This is a genomic window from Legionella nigrisilvae (genome assembly GCF_977063395.2).
Genome location: NZ_CDRUGZ020000041.1, coordinates 185,735 through 201,950, shown reverse-complemented (window position 1 = coordinate 201,950; position 16,216 = coordinate 185,735). Strand labels below are relative to the sequence as shown.

The window sequence follows — 16,216 nt, the reverse complement described above, 5'->3', positions numbered from 1 at the left end:
TTGACTAAAATAGATCCTTTGTCCAATAAAAAGCACATTTTATGTTAAATGAAGCACTATCAAAAATGCCAGAAGTCTTTGAACCCAAAATATTATTGCGTGGCCAAGAGTATTTTGAAAATGGACATGTGCTCAATATACGTTTTAGCGATGGACTGTTAAAGGGACGAGTTAAAGGAAGTTCAAGTCAGATTTACGATGTACATATGGATTTAAAAGTCTGGCCAACGAAATTAGCCCATTGTACTTGTGCATACCAATATAATTGTAAGCATGCCGCCGCATGTTTGTTCGCTTTGCGGGACAGAGAAAAGGGAAATTCCCAATCTGTATCGGGTACTAAATTAAATAGAAGACTCGACAGCTGGTTGAAAAATTTACGGGCCCAAGAAGCGGCTGTAGTCAAAGCACCCGAAGTGACGCATCATTTAGTTTATCTCATAGAACTAAGACTTGATGGCCATGAGCATCGAGTGGCGATTAGATTAGCTTTAGCCAAGTTATTAAAACGTGGTGGCTATGGAAAAATGATTCCTTTCAATAGTCTTTCTGACTCCAAAAAGCAACATTTCATTGATGATGATAATGAGCTGGTGGCTTTGCTGTTGTTTAAATGTGGTGTTTCAGGCTGGTTTGATACATTAACCATTCGCAATAGTGAATTATTAGAGAGGGTTCTTGCTACAGGAAGGGCTTTTTTTATACAAAATCAGGATGAACCAATTCATTTAATTGAGCCGATTCAAGGTACCTGCCAATGGGTGTTATCTCATAATGGCAGTCAAAATTTGTTATTAATGCATGAAGGAAAAGTCCTTGAACCTTTATTGTTGGATGACAGTTGGTTTTTTAATTATTTAGAAAGCACCATGGGGCATTTAACTACCCCATATCCAATAAAGCAATTGGGTTATTTATTGGAAGCTCCGCCAATACCCCTCGATCAGGCAGAATTATTAGCAAATAAAATGGGACAAACATGCCCTGAATTTCCCATACCCCAAGTTTTTAAAGAACGCGAAGTTCGAAATGTTATGCCAGTACCGGTGCTTATCCTAGATGCCATTAGTGAACTTGGTGAAGAATCTCCATGGCTTTATGATACAGAAGAAGAATTGCATGCCTTATTTACTGCACGTATTGTATTTGATTATGCAGGTTTAAAAATCGCTGCATCTGAAGAATGCGACACAATAGTTTGCCAGCAGGAAAATGTTTTAATTGAATATAAGCGGGATAGGGATTTTGAGAAAGCCAAATGGAATGAGGTACAGAATATACTTAAGCTGAGGGTACCAAGAGCCTGGGAAAATGAACAGTGGGAAAAAATAAAGAAAGCTGATTTTATAGTCCAGAATATACATGTTTTGGCGGATTTGGAATTTCTTTACAGTCAATTAGTGCCAGAGTTAAAAAGTCATGACTGGCAAGTTGAGTTTATTAGTTCGTTGTATCAAGAAGTTATTCATGCTGACGATGTAGAGTGGTACTCGGATCTGAATGAAAATACGACTGATTTTTTCTCTTATCAATTGGGAATTTTGGTTGAGGGTAAACCAGTGAGTATCGTACCTTTGGTGGCCGATTTGATCCACCGTTATAGTGGTAATGATTTGGATAATCTGCCAGATAACCAATTAGTAAAATTGCCCTTGCATGATGGGAGGGCCTTACAGTTAGAAATGGGACGAATTAAGCCTTTAGTTCGTTTGCTGTTACAATTTGGCTTGCGGCATATAGATGAAAACCAACAGGTCCAAATTAATAAGTACCAACTTATTCTCATGCGAGAGGCGGAATTAGCTATTGCAGCCACTAAAACACGATGGCAAGGGGCTGAAACCCTAAGAGAGCAAATCCGACAACTTTCCCAATTAACTCAGATTCCCGAGGTACAGCCTCCCACCGGGCTAGATGCTCATTTGCGAGATTATCAACGGGATGGATTGAATTGGTTACAATTTTTGCGGACCAGTCATTTTAGTGGAATTCTCGCTGACGATATGGGATTGGGTAAAACAGTACAAACCTTGGCGCATTTACAATATGAAAAAGAACAAGGTCGTATAAGAGCAGCGACCTTAATAGTTGCTCCCACAAGCCTTGTTGGAAATTGGCAAGCTGAAGCCAAACGTTTTACTCCTGAATTAAAAGTTTTAATTTATCATGGTTCAGATCGTCATCAGGATAATTTTGATGACTATGACATTGTTGTCTCTACTTATGGACTAATACATCGTGATAAAGAGAAATTTATAGCCTATTCGTTCTATTATCTTATATTGGATGAGGCGCAATTTATAAAAAATGCGCGCACCAAGACTACGCAGATTATCCAACAATTACACGCGACCCATCGCTTATGTCTTACCGGTACCCCTTTGGAAAATCACTTAGGTGAGTTATGGTCTTTATTTCATTTTTTAATGCCTGGTTTACTTGGCGATGCAAAACAATTTAGGCTTTGGTTCAGAACCCCTATTGAGAAATATGCAGATTTGAGTAGACGGGAAGTGCTTACTAAAAGAGTACAACCATTTATATTGAGAAGAACAAAAAATCAGGTGGCTCGTGAATTGCCTCCCAAAACTGAAATGACTCGCACTATAGAGATTGTGGGTCCCCAGCGGGATCTCTATGAAGCGATTCGTATGAGCATGGAGAAAAAAGTTCGTGATGCTATTGCCAAACAAGGATTAGGGAAAAGCCATATTCTGCTTCTGGATGCCCTACTAAAGTTACGTCAGGTGTGTTGTGACCCCCGACTGCTGTCATTGCCTGCAGCAGAAATTGCCTATGGGACTTCTGCCAAACTCGAAGCATTAATGGATTTATTAGATAATTTGGTGGGTGAGGGAAGGCGCGTTTTGGTATTTTCACAATTTACTTCGATGTTGCAGTTAATAGAAGATGAATTGCGTGCGAGAAATTATGATTACTTAAAATTAACGGGTCAGACAATGCATCGACAGGCCATGGTGGAAAAATTTCAGGAAGGAAAAACACCTGTTTTTCTTATCAGTTTAAAAGCAGGAGGGACCGGACTTAATTTAACACGAGCTGATACAGTGATTCATTATGATCCATGGTGGAATCCAGCTGTAGAAGACCAAGCGACCGATCGAACGCATCGAATAGGTCAAGAAAACCCTGTGTTTGTTTATAAGTTGATTACCTCAGGTACTGTAGAGGAAGCTATTTTAGGGATGCAAGAGAAAAAAAGATTGCTCGTAGAAGGTATTTTATCTGCTGATCCCGCTAAAGCGATGACTTTAAGTGAAGAGGATGTAGAACAATTTTTTATGCCTCTAGCTTGAGTTATGTTATGCATACAGGGGAGGGGATGTATAGGGATTACAATTACACCACAATGCTTTATTTCATCCAACATAAGCCATCCATTTTTAAATTTATTCTATTTAAAACTGGCATAGTTTTCGATCATGACATAAGCTATAAATGATTGTAAACATGGAGAAAATTATGAACTTATGGAAACTAGCTTGTGGTTTTTTTGTTGCCGCGTTCTATTTACCTGCAGTACTTGCAGCATCTCAAGCACCGGTAGGTACTTGGGTAACAATTGATGATAAAACGGGTAAGAAAAGAGCTGTTGTAACCATTAATGAGTCTGGTGGTACTTTAAGCGCAGTTATTAATAAGGTCTACCCACAACCTGGTGATACAGGTATTTGCGAGAAGTGTCCTGGAGGATTTAAAGGTAAGAAAATCCAAGGATTGCAATTTATGTGGGGATTGAAAAACGAGGGTAATAATGAATGGGGTGGTGGTTCAATACTAGATCCAAAGTCAGGTAAAGTCTATCGTGCTAAACTCACTGTTCAAGGGAACAGACTCTTAGTTCGAGGATATGTAGGTATTTCCTTATTAGGCCGTACTCAAGTTTGGCAAAAGCAATAATTAACAAACCAAATTTATTTTTTGTCATTCCTGCAGCGGTGGGAATGACAAAAAAATATCGTATTCATTGAAAGTATGATTTTTGCCCGGTTGTTCGAGGTGACATCCTTTTAAAAGATCATTACAATAGATATCGTTCAAAATTCCATTATGTCATTACCATGTATGATCTGCAAAATTCCAAAAAGACAGTTGATCCTTTAAAACGACCACCTCATTCAGTGGAAGCAGAACAATCCATCATTGGTGGATTAATGTTGGACAATGAAGTTTGGGATAAGGTCAGCACTAAATTATGTGAAGCAGATTTTTATCGCACTGAGCATCGAATTTTATTTCGCGCCATTGCTTCTTTGGTAAAGAAAGATCAACCTTTTGATGTGGTGACCCTTCTTGATGCATTAAAGTCTTACAACGAATTGGATGACGCGGGTGGGGAAGCCTATTTGTTTGAACTGGCAAATAATACCCCCAGCGTTGCTAACGTGTCTGCTTATGCTGATATTGTGCGAGAAAAATCTGTACAAAGACAGCTTATTGCTGTAGCTACAGAGATTGCTGATTCGGCATATAATCCTGGGGGCAGACAAGTCCCTGAATTACTTGATATGGCAGAAACTAGAGTTTTTGCTATAGGCGAACAAACAGCCGGCGATGGTGGGCCTGAAAATATAAAATCCGTTTTGGTGCGTGCAGTGGAAAAAATTGATGCACTTTATCATAATGGCGATGCGATTACTGGGCTTGCTACGGGCTTGTCTGACTTGGATGAAATGACCTCAGGATTACAACCTTCTGATTTAATTATTGTTGCAGGACGTCCCTCCATGGGTAAAACGACCTTAGTTATGAATATGGCAGAGCATGCGGCGATTAAATCAGGAAAGCCCGTGCTTGTTTTTTCTATGGAAATGCCCTCCGATTCTTTGGCAATGAGGATGATGTCTTCTTTGGGACGTATTGATCAACATAAAATTAGAACGGGGAAACTGGATGACGACGATTGGCCTCGTGTCACCTCTGCCGTGCATATGCTTTCGGAAGCTCCATTATTTATCGATGATACTCCAGCTTTAAGCCCTGGGGAAATGCGTGCACGAGCACGACGATTGGCAAAAGATCATGGAAATTTAGGGCTAATTGTGGTGGATTATTTACAATTAATGAAAGTACCTGGTTTTTCCGCTGATAACAGAACGGCAGAGATCTCTGAAATTTCTCGCAGTCTCAAATCGCTTGCTAAAGAATTACAGGTCCCGGTTATTGCTTTGTCACAGTTGAACCGAAGTCTGGAACAACGTTCAGATAAACGGCCTGTTATGTCTGATTTACGTGAATCGGGTGCGATCGAGCAAGATGCCGATTTAATCTGCTTTATTTATCGCGATGAAGTCTACAATGAAGACAGTCCTGATAAGGGAACCGCAGAAATAATTGTAGCAAAACAAAGAAATGGTCCTATTGGTAAAGTACGGGTAGCATTTATTGGTAAATACACCCGTTTTGAAGACTTAGCGTTTAATGGTTATCAAGGGGTAGATTAAGATGTCACGACCCACCAAATTGGTGATAGATCCCAATGCATTACACCATAATTTAGCGCGGATAAGACGCACTGCTCCAGGCAAAAAAATAATTGCTATGGTTAAAGCTAATGCCTATGGCTGTGGTGTACATGTTGTTGCACCTGTATTGGAAGGGCACGTGGATGCTTTTGGGGTAGCTTGTATTGAAGAAGCTTTAGTTCTTCATAAGATAGGAATTCGAACTCATTGTATTCTTTTTCAAGGCGTATTTAGTCCCGATGAGTTTAAGGCCGTCTCTCAATACCAGTTTGGTTGTGTGATTCATCAACCCCATCAGGTCCAATGGCTTTTAAACACTCCATTAGAAAAACCCATTAAACTTTGGGTTAAGGTAAATACGGGCATGCATCGCTTGGGTTTTAAAATCGAAGACCTGCAAGAACTAATGAATGCATTGCAATCATGCCCTTGGGTGGATAAAGAAATAGGCTTGATGACTCATTTAGCCTGTGCTGATGAGCCAGAGCGAATTGAAAATTCCCAGCAAATTACTTTGTTTGAAAATATTGCAATCGCAGGGTTTAGTCAACGCAGTATAGCCAATTCAGCCGCTATTATTTCATTTCCCCAAACTCATGCAGATGTGGTGAGACCGGGGATTATGCTTTATGGCGTATCTCCTTTTGCCAATCAGACTGCGATTGATTTGGGTCTGCTCCCTGTAATGCGTTTTGTTTCAGCAATTAGTGCCGTTCATTATAATCCTCCTTTAGCTCAAGTCGGATATAGTGGACTTTGGAAAAGTGAAAAGCCTTCAATTATTGGTATTGTTGCTGCAGGTTATGGGGATGGTTATCCACGGCATATAGCGGCAAATACCCCCGTTTGGGTCCAAGGCAAAGAAGTGCCTATTGTAGGGCGAGTCTCGATGGATATGCTTGCCGTGGATTTAACAGATCATTCAGAAGTAAAGCCTGGAGCACCTGTTGAGCTTTGGGGGACTCATATTTTAGTTGAGCGAGTTGCTCAAGCGGCCGGTACTTCAGGATATGAATTATTATGTCAAATCTCTGAGCGAGTACGTCACGATTAAGAATATATGTATTCTCTGCTAGTGAAATGGGAACTTAGGCCGATGAAATTAAAAGCAAAATCTCGAAGTTATGGGCCGAATACCAAGGATGCATTTAACTATGGATAATAACTGACCGTGATGATAGAATTACAACCGATTTCTATAACCTTTAAATTGGGTGATATGTTATGAAAAAAATAGCTGTTGCATCTTTGTCTTTATTATTAGTTGGTTGTGCATCAATGAATCACCAAGATGTAGGTACTCTTTCAGGTGGGGTTATTGGGGGATTAATTGGAAGTCAATTTGGGGGTGGCCCAGCAGCTAAATTGGCGGCAACAGCAGGTGGTGCTATTGCTGGTGCTTATTTAGGTGGCCAAATTGGTAAATATATGGATAAAGTAGATAGAATGGAAATGCAACGTGCCTTAGAAACTGCGCCCACTGGCAGATCAGTACATTGGTCAAATCCAGACACTGGAAATAGTTATACCGTACAACCCACTCGCACGTATTATCGTGAACATTTGCCTTGCCGTGAATATCTAACTAAGGCAATCATTGATGGAAGACCACAAACATTACGTGGTAGCGCATGTCGTCAGCCAGATGGCACATGGCATGTGGTAAATTAAATAAATCATCTATTATAGCCTGGGGGAAGCGCTGCGGAACCCAGGTTGAATCAGCCTCTCTGAATTATGATCGCAGCCTCCCTTACGCTACTGCTTTTCTTAAAATAGACTAACCATTAATTAATAATTTCTCACAAATTAAAAAATATAGAGCTTCTAATTGATGCAGATCCTTTAAAGAAACGCATTCATTCACTTGATGAATAGTGGCATTTACGGGGCCCAATTCTACTACTTCAACGCCATAGGGCGCGATAAATCGGCCATCAGAGGTGCCGCCACTGGTAGAAAGCTCTGGGGTAATTCCAGTAAGTTCGTTAATTGCTTGCTTACAACTGTCTAACAAGGCACCTTGAGCTGTCAAGAAAGGCTCGCCACTGATACGCCATTCAATGATGGGATTCAAATCGTGCTCCTGAAAAGTAGCAAAAACTTTTTCTTTTAATGAGCTATGTGTTTGCTCTGTGGAGTACCTAAAATTAAGGTGTAAAATCAGTTCTCCAGGAATTATATTTGGAGCATGCCCCCCTGATTGAAGGTGAGTAACTTGCATTGAGGTTGGTGGGAAATGATGATTGCCCTGATCCCAGAGCGTAGAAGTCAGTTTCGCTAAGGCGGGGCTAATTTTATGGATTGGATTATCTGCTAGATGTGGGTAGGCAACATGACCTTGTTTTCCATGTAACCTAATTTTGGCGCTTAGTGAACCGCGACGACCAATTTTAATTACATCCCCAATTTTTTCACTACTTGATGGTTCGCCTACCACACAATAATCAATATGAATACCTTGATTTTGCAAAAGCTGCATAACATAAGGGGTGCCTAGATCGTAATCATCGCCTTCCTCACCACTTGTAATAAGAAAACCTAATCTTCCCTGAAATTTAGGATAGGTTTTAATAAATCGCTGTGCCATCACTAACATGCAAGCCAGGCTTCCTTTCATGTCAGCGACACCACGTCCGTAAAGCATTCCGTTTTTATTCAGCGCTGCAAACGGATCAGACAACCATTTTGTGATATCGCCAACAGGAACCACATCCGTATGCCCCGCAAATACTAAAAGAGGCCCAGATTCTCCGTAAAAGGCAAAGAAGTTTGAGACAGAGCCCTTATTCATCCGTTGACAAGTGAATCCTGATTGCTCCAAGAATTCAATCATAAACTCTTGGCAACCGGCATCTTCGGGAGTAATCGAGGGGAATTTCACAAGCTCCACTAAGATTTCTTCTAACAATTTTTTCGACTCAATCATAGGCTAATTAGCTCTCAATAGTTCATTAATGCTTACTTTCGCTCGGGTCTTTTCATCCACCTGTTTCACAATGACCGCACAATATAAACTGTAGCTTTTATCTTCACTGGGCAAACTACCTGCAACAACTACAGATCCTTCTGGGATACGACCATAGGTAATTTCACCGGTAAGACGATTGTATATTTTTGTACTTTGCCCTAAATAAACGCCCATAGATAAAACAGAGTTTCGTTCCACAATAACCCCTTCAACCACTTCCGAGCGGGCGCCGATAAAGCAATTATCTTCGATAATGGTAGGATTAGCCTGTAAAGGTTCAAGTACACCACCAATGCCTACTCCCCCAGAAAGATGCACATTTTTACCGATTTGTGCACAAGAACCCACTGTGGCCCAAGTATCTACCATAACTCCTTCATCAATGTATGCACCCACATTGACGTAAGAAGGCATTAAAACAGAGTTTTTGGCAATGTATGCCCCTTTGCGGACTAAAGCATGAGGTACCACGCGTACCCCTGTTTGTTTAAATTGCTCTTCAGTATAGTTATTGTATTTAAGCGGTACTTTGTCATAAAACTGACAAAAACCGGAATCAATTACTTGGTTAGGATAAAGTCTAAAGGATAAAAGAACCGCTTTTTTTATCCACTGATGAACGATCCATTCATTATTTATTTTTTCAGCCACTCGGAATTGGCCGCTGTCCAAACACGAAAGCACTTCATTTACTGCAGTAATGAGTTCAGAAGGAGCTGTATCAATGGATAATGTTTGACGTTGTTCAAAACCTTGCTCAATTATATTTTGTAAAGTCTGCATTTATTTTTCCTATGTTACTTTGTATTCCGAGTGTATTGTAGCCTGGGTGCAGTGTAACCGGAGAAATTATAGGTCGAGTTAAAACCCAGATTTCGCTGGCAGCACCCATCGTACTCATTAAATTTAATATGCCAGCGCATATTCCAAATCAGCTTGTAAATCTTCTATATGTTCTATGCCCACTGAAAGTCTAATAAATCCATCTTCTATCCCTAAGGATTTACGTTGTTCTGGAGGGATCGAGGCATGCGTCATAATTGCTGGATGCTCAATTAAACTTTCTACTCCACCTAGACTTTCGGCTAGAGTAAATAATTCACAGCGAGCCAGAAAGCGTTTTGCTGCATCTATACCCCCATCAATTACCATGGAAATCATGCCTCCAAACCCATGCATTTGTTCTTTAGCTAATTTATGTTGGGGATGGCTTGCAAGACCGGGATAAATTACTTTTTTTACTCTGGACTGGCTACTCAGCCAATGTGCTAAATGATGTGCATTTTCGCAATGCCGCTCCATACGCAATGACAACGTTTTTAAACTTCTTAAAACTAAAAAACTATCAAATGGACCTGCAATTCCCCCACAGGAGTTTTGGAGAAAAGCGATTTTTTCAGATAAATTTTGATTATCACCCACGACTACGACACCACTGACCACGTCTGAATGGCCATTGAGATATTTAGTTGCTGAATGCAATACAATGTCAAATCCTAATTCAATAGGCCTTTGAATCCAGGGGGTTGCAAACGTATTGTCTGCTACAGTGATGAGATTATGGCGTTTGGCTATAGTCGCTATTTCCCTTAAATTCGCCAGTTTTAACATGGGGTTTGAAGGGGTCTCTACCCAAAGCATGCGGGTTTTTGGGGTAATCGCTGCTTCTATATTGCGTGTATCCGACATGTCGACAAAAGAAAAAGATAATCCAGATGTGCGGGTTTTAACTTTGTCAAATAAACGAAAAGTTCCTCCATACAGATCATCCATAGCGACAACATGATCTCCTGCATCTAATAAATCAACAATTGTATTAATTGCAGCCATCCCAGAAGCAAATGCAAAACCACGTTCCCCCGACTCTAAACTGGCAATACATCCTTCAAAGGCCCCCCGAGTAGGGTTATGGGTACGAGAATATTCATAACCAAGATGTTCGCCCGGGGCAATTTGTTTGTAAGTGGAGGTTGCATATATAGGAGTCATGACGGCACCAGTACTTGGGCAGGGTTGTTGCCCTGCATGAATGGCTCGAGTTTCAAAGTGATTCTTTTTCATTGGACTGTCCTTAGGTCTGTAAATATTTTTTATCAATACCTTCTTCATTAAACGAGTTCCAAACGCAACTGAGAAGATGAATTAAATCGAAGGCAGAGCTCGCATCCTCGGTACTGTCGTGTACATTCAGGTTCCTCTCTCTACGTCTCTTGGTAATTCACTTCATCAGCGAGTTTTGAAAAGAGGTGTATTTATAGAGGGCGATCTTTTCAGAGCGGTTTATGTAGGATATTCTAGTGGGGGTTCTATATATAGGCAAGTTCTACTTCTCTAAAGCACGAAGAGGAGTCTAGGTCTAGGCAAGTTAATACTGCAGGGGCGTTTTGATAATGAAATTTGATCTTCAAGCTTTATTTTCAGCAAAATACGCACAATGGATTATTATCGCCTTAATTTCACTTTTTTCCGTACTGATTATTGCCGAATATGCTACATTGATATTTTCTCCGGCACATATTCAGGCAGAACCTGAAACCATAACTGAAATGCCGGTAGTTGCAAAACAAAATTCTTTTGATGCAATTTTACATTCTTCTTTATTTGGTGTGTATGTTTCTGATAATTTATCGACAATTAAAAAATCGATGCTGAATGTTACTTTAGTCGGAATTTTGTTTGCTAATGAAATAAATGATTCTCAAGTAATTATTCGTTCTGCTGATGGAGAGGAGAACACTTATAAATTGGGGGATAGCATTCCGGGCGGTGCAGTAATAAAACGCATCATGGCCTCTGGAATTTTAGTTGAACGCAATGGTGCCTTAGAGAGTTTAAGTTTACCCAAAATTGAATTAATCTTTGAACCCATAGCAAAGCCTTTAGATGAGGAATAAAAATAAATGAGACGTTTATATAATCTATTCATCGTTGTAATTTTTATTTCTATTCTTGCAGGATGTGCTATGACTAGTGCGCGGAATTTGCGTGAGGGAATAGATAATTTCAGACTGGAAGAGTATCGCAAGGCATTTATCCGCTTAAAACCCTTGGCTCAAAAAGGTCTACCTGATGCACAATATGCTGTAGGGTATATGTATTATTATGGCAAAGGAGTGGTTGAAGACCGAAAAAAAGCCTGGTTTTGGATCAATGCGGCTGCCAATTTAGGGCAACCAGATGCAAAAGTAGCGATTCAAATATTAACCAGTGGCGGTTCACTCCGTTAAAAAACATAATATTTGTAGCCTGGGTGTAGAACAGCGACTCCGAAATTTTGGATACTTATTATAAAAAAATTAAAAAAGTCATAGTCATACCATAAGGTATTTCAAATGTACAAATTGTAATGAAAAGATAATATTTTGCTGGTAGGCTGCGCTAGCCCTAAAGCGCTTATTTGTTCTTTAGTAAACCACTGTCCTTTTGGTTCAAACAATCTCTTACCTAAAACTTTAGTTTTGATACTAAGTGCGTTGATTTCTAAATGAAAATGGCTGAAACGGTGTTTAAAAACAATCAGTTTCTGGGGTGTTTCTCCTGATAAATCATAGTTCAAACGAATGAAATCAAGTGGGCAATCTTCTTCATCTAAGTAGGGTAAACACCATAAACCTCCCCATAATCCTACCGGTGGTCTTTTTTCTAAATAAACGTGGCCTTGTTCATTGTGTAAGACAAGTAATTGTTGGTATTCGATGGGGACTGGTTTCTTTATTTTTTTAGTGGGATATAAGTGCTGTTCTTTATGTTTATATGCTAGACAATTATTCTGTAAGGGACAATTAAGGCAATTCGGATTTTTAGGAGTACAGCATATTGCACCTAAATCCATAATCGCTTGAGTATAATCAGCACAGCGGTCTTGAGGCATACACGTATTAGCCAATTCCCATAAAGTCTTTTTTATTTGAGTTTGTTCTGGATAGCCATTAATCATGAAAAAACGCGTCAAAACTCGTTTTACATTTCCATCAAGAATAGCAACTGGTTGGTTAAAGGCTTGCGACGCAATGGCTGCTGCAGTAGAGGGGCCAATTCCTGGTAGTTCCTTAAGTAGAAGATAATTATCAGGGACAACACCGTCATGGTTTTGCATCACTTTTTTGGCTGTCTGATGAAGATTTCTAGCGCGGCTGTAGTAACCCAGGCCTGACCATAAAGAAAGTACTTCATCTTCATTTGCTTGAGCTAAATCCCCAATGTTAGGAAATCGTTGCATAAAACGTTCAAAATACGGGATAACCGTTTTAACTTGGGTCTGCTGAAGCATAATCTCGGAAATCCAGACTCTGTAGGGCGTACGCGGTAATTGCCACGGCAAGTTTTTTCGTCCATACAGATCAAACCAATTCAGCAAGGGTTTACTAAATTGTTCATATAAATTTTGCTTATCCACGTGCCAATTCTCGATAGTTTATTATTGGCGTACTGTAAAAAAAGTAATGCTCTAGGTCAATGAGATCCGCTTATCAATACCCATTTCAATAATGCTTCATGAGCCCCTCGCAAGGAATTTCGTCGGGTACAAAAAGGGATAATATAGCCAAATACTTAAAGTAACTTTTAGCTGTCCGCTTACAAAAATACAACTGGTTACAGGCTAATAACAACTCTGTCTCTAGTCATGCACACTTGCTGAACCCTCATAACCTTATTAATATTATGAAAGAATTAAAGTTGATTCGCTAAGTGTCGATATATAGTCTATCGTTTTAAATAGGGGGCCGGTTGTACTCAGGATGAATCAATCAAGCTGAATCATTTTGCTAAAGATTGTAGCGATGCGTTTTTATATTGGAGCAGTGAGTTTTTAAGACTTTTTCATAAAACAAAAGTTAAAATGTTTAAAGACAGAAAAAAAGATCTTAAGTGAACGCGCAGTTCAATGAATGAAACGTGTGCTGTAAATCTGTTGGTGAGAGATTTAGGTTCAAATCAAGGAGAGATTATGCACCATAGCCAACATGAAATAGTGGTATTAAAGCCCACGGCTGTTTTTTTATCATTTCTTGCTTCACAAATATCTGACACAAAATTACCCGATCTTAGATTGTTACAAATTGATAATACGGCTTACGTGTTACCCAAACAAAACTCAGATGATGCGACTTTGGATGAAATAGAAAAACATTTCTCAAAAATGTTTCGCCATGAAATTTGTCGTTGGTTAGGTGATAAAGCGCGTAACGACATTGAAACCAATTTTCTGGATTTTCTTTGTTGTTTTAAATTTGAGCTACACAACCATATTGTATTGATGGAGCCTTCAATAGAAACAAGTCATCAATTATTGCTCATTAAGCCTCGTTCTGCTTTACTTGAATGGATAAAAGAATCATTAGAAGGCCAAGAGGATCTCTCAGATGTTATTGAAAAAGTAGAATTATCGCATTTGGAAGAAAATGCTACTGCGTTAGTAAAGAATTTTTCAAATTTAACCGACATAAAACCGTTTATTAAAGAACATTATCCGCCCATTTTTTCGGCGGCAATGAGCCGTATGTCAAGTGTCCCTGAACAGTGGCCAACCATTGATTCTTATCAGATGTTTAGCCAGTATTTTGCCATTGAAATTCATACTCAATTGATTCATTTGTCTCATACTAGGAGTTGATTATGGAGCCAGTCAGTATAGCGCTTATTTGTGCTGCAGTATTGGGAACAGTTGTTGTTTTGGCTGCATTCGTTAGACAAATTTTATTAAGCAGAGACAAGCAATTAAATGATACGGCTCAAAGTAGGGCCTTATCTCAGGAAGTCAAAGAGCTTGAAAAAATGCGTACTCAAATGCAAAGTGAGAAGCGATTTGATTCTCATTATCAAGTGCTTGGTTCCAATAAAGATGCAATTAAGTATATAGATACTAAAGTAGAGGAGATTTTAAACAAAAAAACCGAATTAGTGGAGCGTTACGCCCAGGCTATTATCAAAGAATCTGGTTCTATAGTCAGTGGGGAAATTTCGTCTGAACGTAAAATTGCATGTGATCGCTTAAGAGAGGAAATTGACCGTGAGATCGCATTTTATGATACTGAACTAAAGCAACTACAGGACAGAAGAGGTCTTTTATGGGATGCACATACTGATTTTCAAAAATATCTTTTGAACCAAGAAAAAGCTCGGAATGACAGTCTGGATAATGTCTACCAACAGCATTCAGCTCTATTGGAAAAAGTATATTTGCGCCATATCGATAATACTGAAATTGTAGCGGTGAAAAGCATCGAAGCTTCATCCATGACTTTTAAAGACATGATAATGATTCCAATTCAATTTCTGATGCAATATTTTGGGGTTAGTGCTGGAATTTCGTTGATCCAAACGCGAGTAGAGCATGTTGCACGTATTGAAGTAGATAAAATACAAAAGGAAATAAATAATCCGCCAGCAAAACAAAAAGAAAATAAGGTGCCTAAAGATAGCAAGACCAGCCAAGATAAAAAGCACGAAAGTCCCCCCAAGGATGAGAACAAAGAGGAGAAGAATCATTCAATAACATTTGCTTGAAAATTATTCTGCTAACTCATTTAGTGACATTTTTGATTGTTTATATTACAATTCAACTTTCATTTTTTGCTGGAATGCAAAATTTTTAGCTAATTGGGAGATATATTGATGGCAAAACATCGTTTCTTATGGTTTATGACATTTATGTTATGTTCTATTCTGGCTTTGCCAGGACATAGCGCAGGTGTAAACTCACTTCTTCCTGATGAACAAAATACGGTCACCGTATTTCATGAAGCAGCACCAAAGGTAGTTTATGTTCACAGGTTGACCACAATTACCAACCGGTCGTTGCAGAAAAAACAAGTGCCAGATGGCGCGGGCTCTGGAATTGTGTGGAATAATAGTGGGTATATAGTCACTAATTATCATGTCATCAAAGGTGCCGATAAGTTGGCGATTACTTTAGGGAATTTAACCGTTCCGGCTAAGGTTGTTGGCTCAGAGCCACGTAAGGACATCGCGGTATTGAAAATTGAATCGCCACAAGCCTTGGCTTTACTTAAATCATTTAAACCGTTTGAAGTAGTACATCTGCATGAACTCATGGTAGGACAAAAGGCTATTGCGATTGGTAATCCTTTTGGTTTGGATCATAGTTTGTCTAAGGGAGTAATTTCTGCTTTAGGTAGAAAGGTGCCTGGTATTGGGGGAGTTACAATCCGCAATATGATTCAAACAGACACTCCAATCAATCCAGGTAACTCAGGTGGTCCCTTATTGAATAGCGCCGGGCAGTTAATTGGTATGAATACGATGATTTATTCTCATTCAGGCTCATCTGCCGGAATCGGTTTTGCTGTCCCTGCTGATGATATTGACCGCATTGTGACGCAAATTATTAAAAATGGTCGAGTTGTATTGTCTGGTATAGGTATTCAAAGTGTACCGCCCAATATTGCTCGTCAATTAGGTATACGTAAAGGGATACTTATTGCTGATGTTTTACGCGATACACCTGCCGCTAAAGTTCATTTGCGCGGTACTCATAGAGATCCTTGGGGACGTATCGAGTTAGGTGATATAATTGTTGCACTCAATGGACATGCTGTTCCAAACTACGATGCTCTCTACAACATGTTGACCGAAATAAAAGTAGGCGAGCAAATAACCGTATCCATTCAGCGAGGAAGTAAGCAAATGGATGTAAAAATGAAAACAATCGATATCGCAGGAATCTAGATTTTTTCTCGATTTAATCTGTTAGTATGCACAGCCTGGATTGCAGTTTTAAATCCAGGCTGTATGCTTT

Annotated in this window: 14 protein-coding genes; 10 read left to right on the top strand and 4 right to left on the bottom strand. The window is 39.4% G+C overall.

Going from position 1 to position 16,216, the window contains the following annotated elements:
* Positions 1–41 precede the first annotated feature (41 nt).
* From ACWTE2_RS26935 to ACWTE2_RS26915, 5 genes are all read left to right on the top strand, one after another.
* Positions 42–3,317 carry a DEAD/DEAH box helicase gene (locus tag ACWTE2_RS26935; protein WP_454785180.1) on the top strand — a complete coding sequence of 1,092 codons (3,276 nt, stop codon included), beginning with the start codon at positions 42–44 and terminating at the stop codon, positions 3,315–3,317.
* 166 nt (positions 3,318–3,483) lie between these two features.
* A complete protein-coding gene (locus ACWTE2_RS26930) occupies positions 3,484–3,921 on the top strand; it encodes a DUF2147 domain-containing protein (protein ID WP_454785179.1) in 438 nt (145 codons plus the stop codon).
* Between the two features lie 161 nt (positions 3,922–4,082).
* A complete protein-coding gene (gene dnaB / locus ACWTE2_RS26925; RefSeq protein ID WP_182392938.1) occupies positions 4,083–5,465 on the top strand; it encodes a replicative DNA helicase in 1,383 nt (460 codons plus the stop codon).
* A gap of 1 nt (position 5,466) precedes the next feature.
* Complete coding sequence (gene alr, locus ACWTE2_RS26920; protein ID WP_454785178.1) at positions 5,467–6,540, top strand: alanine racemase; 1,074 nt, start codon at positions 5,467–5,469, stop codon at positions 6,538–6,540.
* 170 nt (positions 6,541–6,710) lie between these two features.
* The gene (locus ACWTE2_RS26915; protein ID WP_182392940.1) at positions 6,711–7,157 is read left to right on the top strand and encodes an RT0821/Lpp0805 family surface protein; all 447 of its coding nucleotides are present in this window, start codon (positions 6,711–6,713) and stop codon (positions 7,155–7,157) included.
* 109 nt (positions 7,158–7,266) lie between these two features.
* Here ACWTE2_RS26915 and dapE read toward each other — a convergent pair whose 3' ends face one another.
* From dapE to ACWTE2_RS26900, 3 genes are all read right to left on the bottom strand, one after another.
* Positions 7,267–8,415, bottom strand: a complete 1,149-nt coding sequence (dapE, locus tag ACWTE2_RS26910) for a succinyl-diaminopimelate desuccinylase (RefSeq protein ID WP_454785177.1) — start codon at positions 8,413–8,415, stop codon at positions 7,267–7,269.
* A 3-nt stretch (positions 8,416–8,418) separates the two neighbouring features.
* Positions 8,419–9,240 (bottom strand): 2,3,4,5-tetrahydropyridine-2,6-dicarboxylate N-succinyltransferase, encoded by an 822-nt coding sequence (gene dapD, locus ACWTE2_RS26905; RefSeq protein ID WP_454785176.1) that lies wholly within the window; start codon positions 9,238–9,240, stop codon positions 8,419–8,421.
* 123 nt (positions 9,241–9,363) lie between these two features.
* A complete protein-coding gene (locus tag ACWTE2_RS26900) occupies positions 9,364–10,518 on the bottom strand; it encodes a trans-sulfuration enzyme family protein (protein WP_454785175.1) in 1,155 nt (384 codons plus the stop codon).
* A gap of 329 nt (positions 10,519–10,847) precedes the next feature.
* Here ACWTE2_RS26900 and ACWTE2_RS26895 point away from each other — a divergent pair, with 329 nt between their 5' ends.
* Both ACWTE2_RS26895 and ACWTE2_RS26890 read left to right on the top strand, forming a co-directional pair.
* Positions 10,848–11,351 carry a type II secretion system protein N gene (locus ACWTE2_RS26895; RefSeq protein WP_454785174.1) on the top strand — a complete coding sequence of 168 codons (504 nt, stop codon included), beginning with the start codon at positions 10,848–10,850 and terminating at the stop codon, positions 11,349–11,351.
* Between the two features lie 6 nt (positions 11,352–11,357).
* A complete protein-coding gene (locus tag ACWTE2_RS26890; protein ID WP_182392945.1) occupies positions 11,358–11,684 on the top strand; it encodes a tetratricopeptide repeat protein in 327 nt (108 codons plus the stop codon).
* Positions 11,685–11,785: 101 nt separating this feature from the next.
* Here ACWTE2_RS26890 and mutY read toward each other — a convergent pair whose 3' ends face one another.
* A complete protein-coding gene (mutY, locus tag ACWTE2_RS26885) occupies positions 11,786–12,853 on the bottom strand; it encodes an A/G-specific adenine glycosylase (protein ID WP_454785173.1) in 1,068 nt (355 codons plus the stop codon).
* A 552-nt stretch (positions 12,854–13,405) separates the two neighbouring features.
* Between mutY and ACWTE2_RS26880 the strand changes: the two genes are divergently transcribed.
* The 3 genes from ACWTE2_RS26880 (at position 13,406) to ACWTE2_RS26870 (ending at position 16,146) form a co-directional block, all read left to right on the top strand.
* Positions 13,406–14,071, top strand: a complete 666-nt coding sequence (locus ACWTE2_RS26880; protein ID WP_454785172.1) for a hypothetical protein — start codon at positions 13,406–13,408, stop codon at positions 14,069–14,071.
* A 2-nt stretch (positions 14,072–14,073) separates the two neighbouring features.
* Entirely contained in the window at positions 14,074–14,964 is an 891-nt protein-coding gene (locus ACWTE2_RS26875) for a hypothetical protein (protein WP_454785171.1), read from the top strand.
* Between the two features lie 108 nt (positions 14,965–15,072).
* Positions 15,073–16,146, top strand: coding sequence for a S1C family serine protease (locus ACWTE2_RS26870; RefSeq protein ID WP_454785170.1), 1,074 nt, complete (start codon positions 15,073–15,075; stop codon positions 16,144–16,146).
* Positions 16,147–16,216 lie beyond the last annotated feature (70 nt).